The 16,310-nt window shown below is 49.4% G+C and carries 12 protein-coding genes, 2 tRNA genes and 1 pseudogene; 8 read left to right on the top strand and 7 right to left on the bottom strand.

Features of this window, described 5'->3' with window-relative positions:
- The first annotated feature begins 130 nt into the window (after positions 1-130).
- Together NYE24_RS31240 and NYE24_RS31235 are read left to right on the top strand one after the other, a co-directional pair.
- The gene (locus NYE24_RS31240) at positions 131-694 is read left to right on the top strand and encodes a hypothetical protein (protein WP_036695889.1); all 564 of its coding nucleotides are present in this window, start codon (positions 131-133) and stop codon (positions 692-694) included.
- Between the two features lie 54 nt (positions 695-748).
- Positions 749-2,053: a TerD family protein gene (locus NYE24_RS31235; RefSeq protein ID WP_342477489.1), complete on the top strand. Its 1,305-nt coding sequence runs from the start codon at positions 749-751 to the stop codon at positions 2,051-2,053.
- Positions 2,054-2,213: 160 nt separating this feature from the next.
- Here NYE24_RS31235 and NYE24_RS31230 read toward each other — a convergent pair whose 3' ends face one another.
- Positions 2,214-6,935, bottom strand: coding sequence for an Ig-like domain-containing protein (locus NYE24_RS31230; protein ID WP_342477488.1), 4,722 nt, complete (start codon positions 6,933-6,935; stop codon positions 2,214-2,216).
- A 299-nt stretch (positions 6,936-7,234) separates the two neighbouring features.
- A pseudogene (locus NYE24_RS31225) lies at positions 7,235-7,342 on the bottom strand (carboxymuconolactone decarboxylase family protein); the annotation flags it as partial.
- Between the two features lie 174 nt (positions 7,343-7,516).
- Between NYE24_RS31225 and NYE24_RS31220 the strand changes: the two are divergent.
- From NYE24_RS31220 to NYE24_RS31210, 3 genes are all read left to right on the top strand, one after another.
- A complete protein-coding gene (locus tag NYE24_RS31220; RefSeq protein ID WP_342477487.1) occupies positions 7,517-9,556 on the top strand; it encodes an FAD-dependent oxidoreductase in 2,040 nt (679 codons plus the stop codon).
- Between the two features lie 95 nt (positions 9,557-9,651).
- The gene (locus NYE24_RS31215) at positions 9,652-10,464 is read left to right on the top strand and encodes a hypothetical protein (protein WP_342477486.1); all 813 of its coding nucleotides are present in this window, start codon (positions 9,652-9,654) and stop codon (positions 10,462-10,464) included.
- A 12-nt stretch (positions 10,465-10,476) separates the two neighbouring features.
- Positions 10,477-11,271, top strand: a complete 795-nt coding sequence (locus tag NYE24_RS31210) for a GNAT family N-acetyltransferase (RefSeq protein ID WP_342477485.1) — start codon at positions 10,477-10,479, stop codon at positions 11,269-11,271.
- Between the two features lie 2 nt (positions 11,272-11,273).
- Here the strand turns inward: NYE24_RS31210 and NYE24_RS31205 are convergent, their stop codons facing one another.
- Positions 11,274-12,977 (bottom strand): recombinase family protein, encoded by a 1,704-nt coding sequence (locus NYE24_RS31205; protein ID WP_342477484.1) that lies wholly within the window; start codon positions 12,975-12,977, stop codon positions 11,274-11,276.
- Positions 12,978-13,074: 97 nt separating this feature from the next.
- Between NYE24_RS31205 and NYE24_RS31200 the strand changes: the two genes are divergently transcribed.
- Positions 13,075-13,149 (top strand) — tRNA-Ala (locus tag NYE24_RS31200).
- Positions 13,150-13,155: 6 nt separating this feature from the next.
- Positions 13,156-13,228, top strand: a tRNA-Lys gene (locus tag NYE24_RS31195).
- Positions 13,229-13,423: 195 nt separating this feature from the next.
- On the opposite strand, the gene nrdR is transcribed toward NYE24_RS31195, so the two are convergent.
- Complete coding sequence (gene nrdR, locus NYE24_RS31190; RefSeq protein ID WP_036695870.1) at positions 13,424-13,900, bottom strand: transcriptional regulator NrdR; 477 nt, start codon at positions 13,898-13,900, stop codon at positions 13,424-13,426.
- A gap of 165 nt (positions 13,901-14,065) precedes the next feature.
- Here nrdR and NYE24_RS31185 point away from each other — a divergent pair, with 165 nt between their 5' ends.
- Positions 14,066-14,284 (top strand): alpha/beta-type small acid-soluble spore protein, encoded by a 219-nt coding sequence (locus tag NYE24_RS31185; RefSeq protein ID WP_036695868.1) that lies wholly within the window; start codon positions 14,066-14,068, stop codon positions 14,282-14,284.
- Positions 14,285-14,392: 108 nt separating this feature from the next.
- Here the strand turns inward: NYE24_RS31185 and NYE24_RS31180 are convergent, their stop codons facing one another.
- From NYE24_RS31180 to ytaF, 3 genes are read right to left on the bottom strand one after another with little or no spacing between them, the layout of a single operon-like run.
- Positions 14,393-14,956, bottom strand: coding sequence for a lytic transglycosylase domain-containing protein (locus NYE24_RS31180; protein ID WP_036695954.1), 564 nt, complete (start codon positions 14,954-14,956; stop codon positions 14,393-14,395).
- On the bottom strand, positions 14,956-15,552 hold the full coding sequence (coaE, locus tag NYE24_RS31175; RefSeq protein WP_342477483.1) for a dephospho-CoA kinase: 597 nt from the start codon (positions 15,550-15,552) through the stop codon (positions 14,956-14,958). The genes NYE24_RS31180 and coaE overlap by 1 nt, the downstream gene beginning before the upstream one ends.
- Before the next feature lie 9 nt (positions 15,553-15,561).
- On the bottom strand, positions 15,562-16,257 hold the full coding sequence (gene ytaF, locus NYE24_RS31170) for a sporulation membrane protein YtaF (protein ID WP_342477482.1): 696 nt from the start codon (positions 16,255-16,257) through the stop codon (positions 15,562-15,564).
- Between the last annotated feature and the right edge of the window lie 53 nt (positions 16,258-16,310).

Below are 16,310 nucleotides of genomic sequence, written 5' to 3'. Positions count from 1 at the left end.
GACAGCGAATGTACGAGCCTCTTGTGCGGAAAGAGGTTCTTTCATTTAGGCTAAAATCCTCTCTCCAAGATTCCCCATTTTCTGCTATGCTAATAGAAATTCATAGTAGATACAGGAGGCGTAACCCGGAATGGATGCATTTCAATATGAGCTTACCTCAGAGAGTTCGATTAACCTGAAATATGAGTACGGCGGTGAGTACTTCACGTTCAGCCTGTACCGGGATGACAGAGGGTGGGTGCTTCATCCGTTTGACGGGATGCTGCTGCGGAATCAGGCGATGTGTACGCTGGTTGCGCAGGAGCTGTTCAAGCACAAGCCTTTTCAGGTGATGCTGGCCAAGGAAGGGATTCTGTTCACCGATATACGCTCCACCGTCAATCTGGATAATGTCAACGCGCCGGTTGCCGCACGCAATGAACGCGAGCCGCGCGGTAATCCTGCAGACGACCTGATGGAATTTGTTCAGCAGCACTCGATTGAAGAGGTCATTGACTACGAAGGCAAACTGGTGGGGAGCCGTATCTCCTTTTACAAAGAAATTCTGCAGCGCATGTTCATGGACAACCTGGGCCCCTCGGACCCCGAGTTCCAGAAGATACAGGATATTGTACGGATCTACGAGCAATGCCTGGAGCGGCTGACGGATCTGAACGGTCCGAACCTGGATGCCGGAAGCCGGGGCAGATTCTGATTCTGCCCGTGCACTTATACAAGCTTGAACTACTCATAGGAAAGGCTGGTTCTCATGACACTTGAGCTTATCAAGGGGCAAAAATACAGCTTAACCAAAGACAACCCCCGCCTCACGCATCTCATCATTGGCCTGGGCTGGCAGGCTGCGGGAGCCGGGATTGAGATTGATAGCTCTGCTGTTCTGCTTACAGAGACACAGCGGGTCTCTTCTGCGGCGGATCTCATATTCTATGGGCATCCCGCTGCCGATGATCAGTCTGTAGCTCTATTGCCGCCTGAGCAACAGAGCAGCACAGGCATGGCGGAACACGCACAAATCGCTGTCCGGCTGGACCAGATTCCTGCGGAGTACGAGCGCATTACGTTTGCGCTGACGATTCATGAAGCCGTGAAGCGGCAGCAGAGCTTCTCTTCCTTGGACGGCGCCTATCTGCGGATCATGAGCGCTGCGGACGGAACGGAGCTGCTCCGTTATCCGCTGGGTAACGGTTATACGGTGGAAACTGCTATCGTTGCCGGGGAGCTCTACCGGTATCGGAGCGAATGGAAATTCAGCGCGGTCGGCTCTGGTTATGCCGGCGGCCTGCCCGCCCTATTCCATAGCTACGGGATATCGGCGGATGAGGCTCAGGCATTGGTTCAGACAGCGAGACCGGAGGCTCCGCCCCGGAAGTCTCCTTTTGTTCTGCCGGAGCTGCGGCCACGCCCTAAGCAGAGGCCAGCAGACCTGTTGCCTCCGGCTTCGCCGCCGGGTTCTCCGGGTAATTCGGGAGACCGGCTGCTGAAGAACCACGGGGAGGCGGTCCGGCTTCAGAGCGGGCCGGGAGCTGCGGGCGAGATCGTAATCAATCTCAACTGGGTTCAGACCGAATCCTCCAGCTGGTTTGGCAGAAAAGGAATAGATCTCGATCTGGGCTGTCTGTTTGAACTGAGCAATGGTCTCAAAGGCGCGGTCCAGGCGCTCGGAGAATCCTTCGGCAGCCTGAACCGGCCTCCTTACATCCTCCTGGACGGAGATGACCGTACCGGCTCGATTGCCACAGGCGAGAATCTGCGGATTAACAGCCGCCATCTCTCCGAGATCAAACGGGTTGTTATCTTTGCCCTCATTTATGAGGGAGCGGCAAACTGGTCGCAAGCTGGCGCCGTTGTAACCATAAGCCAACAGGGTGGGCCTGAGATCAAGATCCAGCTGGACGAGCACAACAACGATAAGGGAATGTGCGCCATCGCCATGCTTCACAGCCAGCCGGATGGAACCATCCTCGTGGAACGGCTTGTAGAGTATTTCAGCGGTCATGAGGAGCTGGACCAGCGTTACCAGTGGAATCTGCGGTGGGAGGCCGGGAGCAAGTAGGGAGCAGTCATAATCATGTGCGGCATCACCTTAACGGGGGACGCCGCTTATTGTGTGTGTTCGGTTTTTCGATTTCATTGAGCTCACTCGCGCCCACACTGCAAAAACAGCCCTTCCCCGTCAAAGACGGATGGAAGGGCTGTTTTGTGCTGTAATTATTTTATTCTGCAGTATGATCTACAGAAGCTGCCTGGATGCTGCCGAATGCCCAGAAGCCCGCCGGGACATCTGTCCATTTCTGGGCCGCACTGGTCAGCGGAGCGATGCCAAGGGCACGGTTAACGATGGTTACGGCTTCTGCACGCGTTAACGTCTGGTCTGGACGGAAAGAGCCGTCTTCGTAACCGCTGATGATGCCTGCCTGAGACATCCGTTCAATGGCTGCCTGAGCCCAGTGTCCGGCAATATCACTGAAGCCTGCCGCTTGGTCTTGAGCGCTTGTAATCAAACGGGACAGGAGGGTCGCCATTTCAGCTCTTGTAATCGTCTGGTTAGGCTTGAAGCTGCCGCCCCCATAACCTTTCATGATGCCGCTTCGGGTCACTTGACCGATTGCGTCTGCCGCCCAGTGTTCGGGAGGAACATCAGAATACACTACGCCAGCAGTAACAGCGGACTGGCCGAAGGTGCGGGCAATGATGCTGGCCGCTTCTGCCCGGGTGATGCTGTTCCCTGGCTTGAAGGTGCCATCGGCATAACCTGTCATATACGCCTTCACCTGTACCGCAGGATCTTGTGCAAGTACAACGGTAAAGGTACTAAATTTGCTGATGCTAAATTGAATGCCTGACTTTCCGGTCTGGCCAAAAGGTACGATCTCTCCCTTGACCAATTCTTTGGTGCCGTCGCTGTGCTGGGTGAAGACCGCAAGTGCCTTCAGTTGCTCCGCCGTTAACGAAGAGTTGTTAAGCGGTAATACCAGCGTAACCGGACGGCTCTGCAGATTGGTCTCAATCGTTACCGGACGGCTTACGAGCGTGACCGATGCACCGCGGGATACACTCTGCACCTGGGTTTTCGCAAGGGCTTCTACCACTGCGCTCTGTTGTGATGTCTTCAGCGGAACGAGGTTGAAGTAAATATCTGTACCGAACCCAGCCATCGAGCTGCCCGGAACCTTCACCTCAGCATTCACTGTGAATAGATCCAGCGTGATCTGATTATCAGCAAATTGCTTGCTGGAAGTTGCCGGAATGGTCAATCTGGTCCCAGCCACCTCATCATTCTTATCAGGCACGTTGATTCTGGCAATACTGGACCCAGCGGCCTTAAGCTCATTAACTGCCCGGATAGCTTGCTCCAATGTGAACGTAAGCGTGTCACTGTTCACTCCGTTTGCATCCTTAGTGCGGGTAATGACAACGGAGGATACCATGGAGCCTTGAGCGGCGCCGTTCTCAACGTTCGCATTAATGCTTTCTGTCTGCGGAGAAGGTGTCGGTACCGGAGCCGGGGCTCCCCCTCCTGATCCTGAACCACCGCCGCCCGGTGCCGGAGGATCAGTTGGCGTGACCGGAACAGGAACAGTCGAGAAGCTCCAGACCTTACTATCCGTAATTCCTGCATAGCTGTTACCTGATTCATCTGTAAAAGCACCCGGGTGAATCAGCACATAATAGCTGCCGCCCTGCTTGAGCAGACCGCTTGTATTGATGCTGACGGTAGAGTCCGTGACAGCGACAAGTGCTTTATTTCCCGCTTGAATTCTCGTTACAACCTCATTATTCGCTGCATTCACAAGCTCAATAGCGGCATCTCCAGCTAACACATTCTCGTTAAAAGTCAATGTGAGTGTAGCAGATACAGGTACATGCGTTGTATTGCCTGCAGGACTGTAAGATGTTACTACAGGCGGTGCCGTATCTGGTGCACTGGTGGTCACAAACCGCCAAGCGTTAATGCCTGAGATGCCGCTATAGCTGTTGCCAGCGAGATCTGTAAATGCTCCTTCCGAGATACGTACAAAGTAGCTTGTCCCATGCTCCAGATTATCCGCCGGATTGATGGTTACGACATTGTTCAGAATGGTTACCCTGTCCGAAAGAGCAGGAATCGCCGCTAACGGATGAATATCATCGGTGCTGCGGAATATCTCAATGGTACCCGCCGCCGCCCGTACATTTTCGCTGAAGGTAAGGACCAGATTCGCGTTCACTGCCAATTCGGTGGCCCATGGCTCCGGCGAATACGTGATCACCGTTGGCGAGATCCGATCCGGTGCATCTGTGGTTGTGAACTGCCAGAGTGTATTCTCCGCATTACCATCATAGCCGTTACCTGCGAGATCAGTAAATGCCCCGGCTCCAATCTGTACATAGTAGCTCACACCATACTTCAGATCATTCGTAGGATTAATCGTAACTACATTGCTATGAATAATTACATTCCCGGAAGCTGCAGGAATCGTCGCTACTGGTGCATGATTCGCACTATTGTAGATGACGATATCGCCTTCCCCTGCTCTTACTTTCTCGCTGAAGGTAAGCTCCAGATTAGCTCCAATAGCTACACCTGTTGCACCATTCGCAGGTGAGTACGTGTTCAACACAGGTGCAGTTGTATCTGGCGCAGCCGGGGTGGTGAACTGCCAAATGGTGTCGTCTGCGATACCAGCATAGTAATTGCCGGATGAATCTGCAAATGCATTATTGCTAATCCGCACATGGTAGCTTGTGCCATACTGCAGATTGTGGACCGGATTAATCGTTACTACATTGTTCAGGATGCTTACATCCTTGGCAGCAATGATAGCTTCCAATTTGTCAGTTGTGCTGTTGTAAATCACAATACTGCCTTCCCCTGCTCTAACATTTTCGCTAAAAGCAAGCTCCAGGTTAGCTCCGATAGCTACCTCTGTTGCCCCATTCTCAGGCGAGTAAGTGCTTACGATTGGCGCTGTCGTATCCGGTTCGCTGGTGGTACTAAAGCGCCAGGTTGTATCGTTAGTGATACCGGCATAAGGGTTGCCCGCTTTATCCATGAATGCATTATTTGCAATCAACACATGGTATTTCCTGCCATAATCCAGATTCTCTTCTGGATTAATCGTTACTACGTTGCCGTCAATGGTTACCACATCCGAAGTGACAGGAATGCTCATCATTGGGGCATTTAGAATCTCGCTGTAGATCTCAATTTGGCCCGCACCCTTCATTACATCCTCATTAAAAGTAAGCGTCAGGTTGTTGCCAATCTCTACATCCTTCGCTCCATCTGCAGGATAATAACTGCTCACCACCGGCGGTGTAGTATCAGGCGCTTCGGCGGTTGTGAACTGCCAGGTGTCCTTGTCCGAGATACCTGTATAGGAGTTAGAGTTTTCTGCTAGATCTTTGAATGCTCCGTCATCGATGTTTACAAAGTACGTAGTACTGTATTTAAAATCTTCATACGGAACAATGGTTACCACTTTATCCTTAACCGTAACATTCTCTGAGTTAACCGGAATTACCATTAGATTACCTTCGTCTGTACTGTCATAAATCAGAATGTTACCGCTATCCGTTGTTACATTCTCATCGAAAGTTAGTGTCAGTTGGGCATCAGTCGCTACTCCCGCTTCGCCCTGGTCAGGAGAGTAGCCGGTAACAGTCGGAGCTTTCGTATCTCCTGATCCAGCAACAGTCGTGAAGCTCCACTCACCCGCTGCGATCGCTACATTGCCACTGTCACCGTTAGTAAAAGCATTCGCGTCAACTGTAACGGCATATTTCGTCCCTGGATCAAAATTGATGCCCGGATTAATCGTTACCGCATTAGTGTCCGGATCTAATGTTACTCTACTGGCGTCATCAGCCGGGATGGTTTCAACCGGAGAGGACAGATCTGCAGCTTTAAAAATATGGATATTTTCAGTTCCTGCCTCTACCAGCTGATTAAACATGATCTCGAGATTTGCATCTATTTCTACATCTGTCTCATCATTCCCTGGATTCAGACTGAGAACCCGCGGAATGTTGGGAATGACATAAGACATAATGATCACACCGGAATCACCCGCTGCAATAAATTGATTAAGACCTTGGAAAAATACGATGCCGTTAAGCTTAGTAGTCGCGTTTGTAGTCTCAGGCTTCCATGTGCGCCACAGATCGGTAGTGGAGAACACTTTCCCCCCATCTCCTGCAGCTATAAACACGCTGTTTCCGAAAGCTACACCGGTTAGATTTATATTAGCTTCAAGAATCTTCTCTGCGCTTTTAGTACCCTCCGGAGAGGTAACAATAAGTCCAGAATCACCGACAGCTACGAAGATCCCGCCGCCAAAGGTAATTCCGTTCAAGTTAAGGTTTGAGTAATCGGTTGTTTTGCGCGTTACCTTTACCCATGTCGTTCCATTTCCTGAAGTTAAAACTGTACCGTTATCACCCACTGCAACAAACTTGTTGTTGCCAAAGGCAATACCATTCAGATTAACATTAACGCCTGCAACGGATGATGCAGTCCAATTGCTACCGCCGTCGATCGATGTAATTATCTTTCCAGCATCGCCGACTGCGACTAATTTATCTTTGCCGTCGTAGGCGATGGCATTCAAGTTGTTAATGATGCCTGTATTCCGGGAAGTCCAATCCTCATTATCTGTAGACACTAAAACTGTTCCAGCATTGCCTACAGCAACATATTTGCCATCCGTCCCTGTATGAACAATACCGTTCAAATCTACAGTTACACCAGAATTACGAACTGCCCATGTTGAAGGGTCGCTTGCGGCAACAATTCTTCCTCCTTCCCCGACTGTAACTAAAATATTTGAGCCTACAGCCACTCCGTTTACTTTGCTGCTGTCTGGCAGCGGACCAACATTCTCCCAGCTTGCCTCACCGTTGTCTGTTGAACCTGCATATACCGGAAAGGCCCCGGTCCAAACTAAGCTGATCACGAGTAGCAACGAGAAATATTTTTTCAATCCCTTACCCTTAAACAATGTATCGCTCCCCCTTGTTCATTCATCACTTTTCATCCGCTGCAGAGCAGTAGAAATTTTCATATATGCGCCCATTCTAGCAGACAGCTCTAAACAAACTCTTAACAATTCTCGACAAAAACCGATTCATCAGGACCTAATTGGGGTATAGCTCTAAAAAAAATGAAAAAACAGTGATTTTCTAACCTCTTATCAAAAAAATATCTAAACCTAAAAAAAGCGCACGGAGCTTTTGCTCACATGCGCAATTGTGTTCACATTTCCTCGAAAATTTCCTTGGCAACCAGTATCGCCGATGCGGCACGCGGCCAGCCTGTATAAAAAGCGAGGTGAGTCATTGCCTCGATCAATTCTTCTTCGGAGTAGGCCTTCAACGCACCGCACCATTCCCTCTGTATTGAATTCAATCGGCACTCAAGCCTAACCCTTCTAAATCAGACTGAAATCGGTCTGAGTCAGACCTCCATGTGAAATGTGTTACATGGTACCTTCAAGCAGAGGACTTTTTCCTCGTAGATCATTAGGGAGGTAACTGCATGATGCAAAAAAAACACTGGGGATACAAAGGGATTCTGCTGGTTGTGATCACGATTCTGCTGATCTCGATGGTAGGCTGCAACAACGCGTCGAACAAGGCAGCCGAAGGAGCGGTAGAGAACGATCAGAAGCCAGCGGCGGCAAGCCCAAGCCAGACCACGGGGACAGGCACTTCCGATAAAAGCGCTGCACTCTCCTTCAAGCCGGGGAAATACACAGCCAAGGGGAACGGGAAGAACGGCCCGATCGAGGTTGAGACAGAATTCACTGATAACGCTATTAAAGACGTAAAGGTGTTAAGTCAGAATGAAACAGAAGGCATTGCCCAAGGGCCGCTAAAGATTGTTCCTGAAAAAATCATCAGTGAGCAAAGCCTCGCAATCGATGCCGTCTCCGGCGCATCTATGACCACCAAGGGGATTCTGGAGGCTGTAGAGGATTGCGCCAAGCAGGCAGGCGGGGATCTGACGGTCTTGAAGCAGGCCAAAGCCACTGCTGAGAACAAGGAAGTGGAAGAGATCACAGTTGATGTGGCCGTAGTGGGCGCCGGTGCTGCCGGTACAGCTGCGGCGCTTGCCGCCGAAGACAGCGGAGCCAGCGTCGTACTGCTGGAGAAGACAGCTACACCTATGGGAGCCGGCACTATGGCCGGAGGCATGTTCGCAGCCGATTCCCAGCAGCAGAAGGACAGAAAACAAACGGTCAGCAAGCAATGGCTCTATGACCAGTACATGGCAGCCTCCGATGGCTACATGAACTCGCTGCTGGTCCGCAACATCATTGATGAAGCAGGGAAAACCGTTGACTGGCTGAATGCGAACGGCGCCAAAATGACCCTGGTGGATGCCGGTACCGGCTTTGCCTTTGAGCATATCGGAATGCCTGCCACGCTGCACGGATACCAGGAAGGCGGCACAGTAGCGATCACCAAGCTGATCAAGTCTTTTGAAGCCAAATCGGGACAGGTTCGCTTCAGCACTCCGGTGACTGAGCTGCTGACAGACTCTAACGGTGCAGTAACCGGCGTGCTGGCTAAGAAAGAGGATGGCTCCAAGCTCAAAGTGAACGCCAAGGCTGTCGTCATTGCAACAGGCGGCTTCGGCGGCAACAGCGAGATGATGGAGAAATATTTCGGCAAGAAGTTCACTCCGGGACAGATTGCTACAAATACAGGTGACGGCATTCAGATGGCCTGGAAGGTTGGTGCAGACCCATACGGGATGACCTCGACCCAGTATTTTGCGCAAATCTTTACGCCGGAAGAGATCGCTAAACTGGCCCCGATCAACAAGGATTGGTACAGCCTGACCAAGTTCAGCGAGTACCCGAACCTGAGAGTGAATACGCTGGGCCAGCGCTTTTCCGATGAGACTAAGGTTACCCTCTTCGCTGTACACGGCGCTGAGATTCACATGCAGCCCAAAGAGACGGAATTCCTGATTCTGGACTCCGCCATGCTGAACACCATCAAGAAGAAGGGCCTGGCAGCCATCGAACCCCACTTCTCCAAATGGAAGGGCAAGCGCCAGTTCTACATGGAATTCAATGAACCGAATGATACAGATGTTATTCTTGCAGATGAGAATAGACCTACGGACTACACCCCTTTGCTGGATTCAATGAAAGATACCGGTGTTGTTCACAGAGCAGATTCACTGGAGGTACTGGCTCAAGAGATCGGTGTGGACAAGGATACCTTCCTCGCATCCGCCAAGCAGTACAATACAGCCATTGCCCAGGGCAATGACCCTATGTTCTTCTCCGACACGAAGCGGCTGGTTCCGCTCAAGCAAGGTCCTTATTATGCCATTAAGTATGTCGGACGTAACCTCGGAACGCTGGGCGGCGTACGCATCAATGAGAAGATCGAAGCTACCGATTCGGACGGCCGGGCCATCCCTGGACTTTACGTCGCCGGTGCTGATGCAGGCGGGATGTACGGACAGGCTTATGTTGATTTTGAAGGCGGTACACTGGGCTTTGCCTATACCTCCGGCCGGCTGGCCGGTATCCATGCTGCGGGGTACTCGCATAAGTAATTAGACAACGAATTGCACAATTGTTAAAAAATCGCCCTACCTTTACCCGGTATGGGCGATTTTTGCTGATTCTCCTGAATTGGATTTGGATTATAATGAAGCAAAACTATAAAGGGAGTCTGTACGTCATGTTAGATATTCTCGCGCTGCTGGAGTGCTATAACACCTATGATCAGGATGATATTTACTTTGATGTTGCCAAAACTATGCTGGAGAATTATAACCAGCTTCAGACTTCAAGCATACAGGAATTCGCTGAGTCCAACCACATTTCAATCTCTACGGTCAGCCGCTTCATGCGGCAGATGTATTATGACAACTTCTCAAGCTTCCGGATGATCTATGAGCAGACCCCTCTGCAATATCAATATGACGGCAAATACTATCCTGCAGTGAAGGAAGAGGACATAGATCCGGTAGCCTATGGTGAGCTGCTGGCCGAGAAGATTAAGGAAACCACCAGCCAACTGGATGAACAGGCGATCACTTCGCTGCTGTCCATGATCGAATCCAGTGACGAGATCGTTTTCATTGGCATTCCCTTGCATTCCGAGATCTGGCGGCTTCAGGTGGAGCTGGTGCTCCTGGGCAAAAAGACCAAAGCGTTTATCGACCCCAACTATCAAGTCAATGCCGTTGACGGTGTGAACGAAAAGTCGGCCGTCATCAGCTTGATCTATATGCCGCAGTATAATCTTCATCAGGTGCAGCAGTTGAAGAGGGCTAAGGAAAAAGGCGCTCGGACTGCCTGCATAGCTCACGTAAGATTACAAGGTATAGAGAACATTGTTGACCTGTCGCTGCAATACGAAGGCACCGGCACCCAAGTAGACAGCCTGCTGATGCAGGTGCTGCTTAACTACATTGGGCTTCGCTTACGGAACAAGCTGCTCTTAGGGAAGCGATAGAGGGGGCCATTTATGAATCACGATTATTATGTGAATTGCATCACTCAGGGAATGGAACAATATCTGCATACCCTGGCGTTGGCAGAACATATGCAATATCATCAGGGGGAAGTGGAATGGATTTCTCCTTTGCCTGGCTTCGACGGCCCCTCACTAGTCTTTAAAGTATCGCTTGATGAGGATACAGCAATCGAGCATATTGACAAGTTGCTGCCTGACTTAAAATCAGGAGCACTTCCAAAAATATGGTTTATCCCGCCAAGCTCCAAGCCTGCAAATCTAACCGCTATCCTAGCCTCTAAAGGATTCAGGGATTTATCCGATCCCGAAAAGCCTGAATGGGGTATGGCACTAGATTTAGCAAAGATCCGTAACCTGCCACAGTCTAATCCGCGACTACAAATACACAGGGTTACCTCTTCGTCTGAATTTGCATTATGGATGGATGTGGTGAATGAGGCGCTGCATGGCTGGCCTATGTTGAATCAGGCACATTACGAATTTTGGCTTTCACGCAGCGAGCTATCTTTTTATCTTGCTTACCTGGATGGTGTTCCCATAGCTACCTCCGCTGCCATGCAGACCGGCATTCAGGCATCCATCGAGTTTGTATCCACCCTGCAGCCGTATCGGAATCAAGGTGCTGCAAGCGCTCTGTGCCTCACAACCCTCCATGATTTACATAACAAGGGTGTACAGACAGCGACCCTGAGAGCAAGCCACGAAGCCAATGCGCTTTATACAAAGCTTGGATTTAAGCCTTATTTTCAAACCGTAGTTATGTCTTATGAAGAAATAGAACGCTAGCCTCATGTATGCCAGCGATGCGTTCTTTTCCTCAGTTCAGCTATAGCACCGTTCCCGGCACTCGATAAGAACTTTGTGATATCCGGCCTAAATTCAATTTCAATCTGATCTTTGAATACTGTTATCCTTTCAATGATCCATCTCAACATAACTTTTTTGTGGTCATGGCTAGCTTCATTATATTTTAAATTCCACCCACTAATATTTTTGGCCAATTCTTTAATTTCACTTAATTCTAGTTTTTTCGTCTGAAGTTGCTCCTCAAGTGATCTGACTTCCTGATCAAGTTTTTGCAATTCCTTTTCTTTATCCTCAATCATTTCATTTAATAGTTCTGGCTTGAAGGCACTCTTTCCCAAAATACTTTTTGTCACTTCCTTTTTAAGTAAGTTCAATTCAACATATTCGCTTGCCAACTCTTGATTTTTTTTATCAAGGAATTCTTTAATATCCTTATACTCCTCTAGATCATAACCTCTGGAAAATTCTATGTAGTCTATCTTTTTCAAAGATGCGAGATATTGATTAACAACATCAGCTACAGTATCTTCAATTTTATTTTGTGCATAAATAGTCTGCCCCTTGCAATCAACGTTCCTTAACGCTTTGCCAGAACATCGATAAACCGCCCGTTTCCACATTTTAATCGTACCATCAGTAAGAGTGTATTTTTTGGCATTATATGTTGTAGTCAAAGGGGAGCCACAATAACCACATTTTATAAACCCGACCAATAGAAGCGGGCCTACCGAGGTGTTAACTCGTTCCCGATTATGGTCTTTAACTTGTTCTTTCGACCTAGAACTTCTTAGCAATTGAATATTATCAAAATCTTCTTTATCGATAATTACTAATTGAAGTTGTTGTTTTTCGGGCATCGTCCATTCTGCTTTACCTTTAGTCTCAAAAATCCCTTCAACCGATTTTCTTTTCCCATAGGCCGGATACCCTTTATACACAGGATTTCTAAGAATAAAGTTCACAGCAGCAGTGTTCCATTTACCTCCGGTAGAAGTGGGGATTGTATTTTCATTAAGATACTTAGCAATTCGATTACTTCCAAAACCTTCTTTTATCACCATATTGAACATTTGTTTGACGATAGTAGCTTGTTCTTCATTTATTTCCAGCTTCATCAGCTCTTTGCCTTTCTTATTTTTAATTCCTGAAGGTGTTAACCGGTATCCGAATGGTGCAGTGCCACCTCTAAATACACCATCTTCGGCCATTTGTGTATGTTTTTCATCAACGCGCATCGAAGTTTTTTGAGATTCGTTATTCGATTGCCAGAATCTAAGAAAGTTTGTAATGTCATGCCCCTCGTCTGTAAATTCTTGTTGACCTTCTTTTACTGACCAGACTTCAATTCCCATTGAGTTGAACCATTTTAATAACAGAGGGGTTTCATATGTCCTTCTTCCTAATCTGTCGAACATGAAACAAAGCAATACATCAAAGTGACTATTTTCCGCATCATATCTAGCACGTTGAATTTCATCTCTGTCCTCATTCGCTGTCTTATATCCAGAAACGCCTTTCTCCGTATACTCTTTTACCAACACCCAACCCTTACTATTAATAAACTCTTGACAAGCCCTACGTTGCATAGGAATATCATTTCCTTCAAGCTGCCCCTTTGTTGATACTCTATAAAATGCTGCGACCCGTCTCTTATCCCCTATACCGAAAGCCCTCCCATCAGTCATATGTACTACCATATTTTAATCCTTATTATTCTTTTTGTAAATAATGTTGACTGAGAATTATATTTATGATATATTATTTCTTGTGAGAAAAACGAATGGGGAATTAGTTCAGTGGGAGAACGCTTCGCTGGCAGCGAAGAGGTCAGGGGTTCGAATCCCCTATTCTCCACCATTCCATGGACTCTTAGCTCAGTTGGTAGAGCAGTAGACTCTTAATCTATTTGTCCAGGGTTCGAGCCCCTGAGAGTCCATCACATTTTTAAAGACCCTGACCAGGGTCTTTTTTTTGTTCAAATTAAAGCCCCTCAATCCTATACGTTCATAAGCAATTCAACAAAAAGGCACCCATCGGTTTATTCACCAATAAGTACCTTGTACATTGTGCGGCTGTCCCGTAAACCCCAGAGCCAGCCCCCCCCAATGAGGGCTTACCCTCCCTAAACCGCTTACAGCCCGTCCAGCTCCTCCGTGTTCTTGGACAGCAGTCCTTTCAGTTCCTTCATGAACATGTTAATGTCCTTGAACTGGCGATACACGGACGCGAAGCGGACGTACGCTACCTCGTCGACAGGGTAGAGCTGCTCCATGACCAGCTCGCCGATCTGGCGGCTCTCGATCTCGGCGAGGGCGATGCCGCGCAGGCTTTTCTCCACCTCGGATACGATGACCTCTAGACGCTCTACAGGGACCGGACGCTTCTCGCAGGCACGGATCAGGCCGCGGAGGATTTTGTCACGGCTGAACTCTTCACGGCTGCCGCCTTTTTTGATCACAATCAGGGGGGTCTCTTCAATCATCTCGAAGGTGGTGAAACGGCGGCTGCATAGCTCGCATTCACGCCTGCGGCGGATGGACTTATTCTCATTGGCCGGGCGCGAGTCCAGGACTTTGGTATTGGTGTGGTCACAGTAAGGGCATTTCATAAGCTTCTTCACTTCCTCATCATTAGAATGGATAGGCCCGGTCCATTGATACACAAGGGCTATGCGGGCATTATTTAATTTCCAGAAAACACCGTTTATTTGTTGTTATGAATCTGACATGTCCGGCACATAATACAGTTACCAACCGATAGGAGGTGAACAGCAATGAGCCAAAATAACAACTCCAATAACCTGGTAGCTCCAAACTCACGCGGTGCCTTGGAACAACTGAAATATGAAGTTGCCCAGGAACTAGGTATTACCCTCTCCCCAGACGGATACCAAGGCAATAAAACTTCTTACGAAAACGGTTCGATCGGTGGTTACATCACTAAACGTCTTGTAACCCTGGCTGAACAGCAATTGGCAGGTCAGTACAAATAAGTACAAATAACCTGCTAAACACGACATAAGCTTGCCTAAGAAGTATCGAACGGCCTCCGGCCGTTTGATGCTTCTTTTTACATAATAGCAGCAGAAGTAACAAGCACCCTAGAACTCACTGTAGAGCTCGGTGTATTGATCATAATAATAAATCACACGCTGCACGTAATGCCGGGTCTCACCGAACGGAATGTCCTTCACAGAGGCTTCTGTTCCGTCCCACTGCCCTTCATCCAGCCAGCTCTGCACCTTGCCGGGTCCGGCATTGTAGGCAGCTATGACCGCTATACGGTTGCCGTCGAACTGCTTAGAGAGCGTAGACAAATACCAGGTGCCCAATTCAATGTTGGAGGAGGGCTCTTCCTTTAGCCGTTCCAGCGATACCTCAGGAAGCTTGGCCTTTTCGAGCGCCCACTTGGCGGTATCCGGCATCAGCTGCATGAGTCCCAGCGCGCCTTTTTTAGATTCGCGTCCGGTCTTATAATTGGTCTCCACACGGATAATGGATGCCACCAGGAACGGGTCCATCTCATACGTCCGGCTGTGCTGGCGGATCTCTGCTTTATAATGAATAGGATAAAACCATGACATCCAGTTGGAGCCTAGAAACAGGATCGCGGTGAAGCCGATGAACAGCAGCAGCAGGACTCTTTTGGAGCGCAGCCACTTCATCATATCAGGCCCAGCCTGTCCCACAGCCGGGCAACCTGAAGCTCTGCAGAATCTGGATCACCGCTATTGTCGATCACATAATCCGCTTTCCTGCGCTTCAGTTCAATATCCATCTGCGACCTCAGCCGGTCCTCAGCCTGTTCCAGCTTCATTCCGCTGCGCTCCATGAGGCGGGCTAACTGCACCCTTCTCGGAACATAGACCACAATAATCTGCTCAAACAAGGAATCCAGCTCTGATTCGTAGAGCAGCGGAATGTCGACAATGACCAGCCGCTGCGGATTCTCCTGCTCAAGCGCATACATTCTGTCCTTGATCTCCCTGCGGATTGCCGGATGGGTCAGGTTATTCAGTGTCTTGAGCGCCTCCGGGTCACGGAAGACAATCTCACCAAGGCCCGCCCGGTCCAGCGAACCGTCAGGCAGCAGGATGCGGTCTCCAAAAGCCTCCACCGCTGCCGCCAGCACCGGATGTCCGGGGAGCATCACCTCTCTGGCGATGACATCGGCATCCACCAGTGCAGCTCCCTTGCGGACAAACAGTGCAGACACGGTGCTTTTTCCCGAAGCTATGCCTCCGGTTAAGCCTATAATCATGTACTCACCTCATAATAACTTCATTATACCCATTACAATTAATAATATCGCGGGCAGCGCAGCCGCATGCTTCATCCAGTAGCTGCCGGATAATCTAAGTCCCGTCTTCATTCCCATTAGCAAAAAGGTTCCGCTGAATACAGCGATCATCAGCGAGGTGGACCACGGGCTGAATCCGAGCAGTGCCGCACCGAGGCCGGCTCCGAAGGCATCCAGCGACAACGCGATCCCCAGAATCATGGCTTCCATGGAGGAGATGCTCCCCGAGGCATCCATATCAGCGGAAGACGGTGTGCGGAGAATCTGTATCACCACGCCCAGATGGCGCAGTTCCAGCGAGAATACAGCCGGCTTCAGCACCGTTTCCGCATTCTGTGCGGCAGCAGCCGTCTCCAGTTTGGTCTCCTGTCCAGGCGCAGTCTCTTCCTGCTCCTTCTGCGTCAGCATCTGAAACAGGGACCAGCAGCCCATTAAGACGAGAATAACCGCTCCGACACTGGAAGCGGCATTCGGCGAGACTACCTTGGCCAGCAGCACGCCGACCTGCATAGAACCATAAATGACGATCCCTGAACAAAGCGAAATAATGATAATGGAGAGCAAGGGGATTTTCATTTTACGCAGTCCATATGTAATACCTACACCAAATCCATCCAGACTAAGCGCAAACGCAAGCAACAGCAAAGACAACAATGGGCTCAGCACCCGCAATCCCTCCCGTGAAGAACCGGAGCCGGTGGATTAAGCATCCAAGCCGG

Source organism: Paenibacillus sp. FSL H7-0350, assembly GCF_038593195.1.
Classification (GTDB): Bacteria; Bacillota; Bacilli; order Paenibacillales; family Paenibacillaceae; genus Paenibacillus_AQ.
The sequence above is the reverse complement of the archived record's forward strand: the minus strand, read 5'-3'. Positions and strand labels throughout refer to the sequence as shown.

Excerpts from the sequence above, each read along its gene's own strand:
- NYE24_RS31240 (WP_036695889.1), top strand. The coding sequence starts at position 131 with ATGGATGCATTTCAATATGAGCTTACCTCAGAGAGTTCGATTAACCTG.
- NYE24_RS31235 (WP_342477489.1), top strand. The coding sequence starts at position 749 with ATGACACTTGAGCTTATCAAGGGGCAAAAATACAGCTTAACCAAAGAC.
- NYE24_RS31220 (WP_342477487.1), top strand. The coding sequence starts at position 7,517 with ATGATGCAAAAAAAACACTGGGGATACAAAGGGATTCTGCTGGTTGTG.
- NYE24_RS31215 (WP_342477486.1), top strand. The coding sequence starts at position 9,652 with ATGAAGCAAAACTATAAAGGGAGTCTGTACGTCATGTTAGATATTCTC.
- NYE24_RS31210 (WP_342477485.1), top strand. The coding sequence starts at position 10,477 with ATGAATCACGATTATTATGTGAATTGCATCACTCAGGGAATGGAACAA.
- NYE24_RS31205 (WP_342477484.1), bottom strand. The coding sequence starts at position 12,977 with ATGACTGATGGGAGGGCTTTCGGTATAGGGGATAAGAGACGGGTCGCA.
- nrdR (WP_036695870.1), bottom strand. The coding sequence starts at position 13,900 with ATGAAATGCCCTTACTGTGACCACACCAATACCAAAGTCCTGGACTCG.
- NYE24_RS31185 (WP_036695868.1), top strand. The coding sequence starts at position 14,066 with ATGAGCCAAAATAACAACTCCAATAACCTGGTAGCTCCAAACTCACGC.
- NYE24_RS31180 (WP_036695954.1), bottom strand. The coding sequence starts at position 14,956 with ATGAAGTGGCTGCGCTCCAAAAGAGTCCTGCTGCTGCTGTTCATCGGC.
- coaE (WP_342477483.1), bottom strand. The coding sequence starts at position 15,552 with ATGATTATAGGCTTAACCGGAGGCATAGCTTCGGGAAAAAGCACCGTG.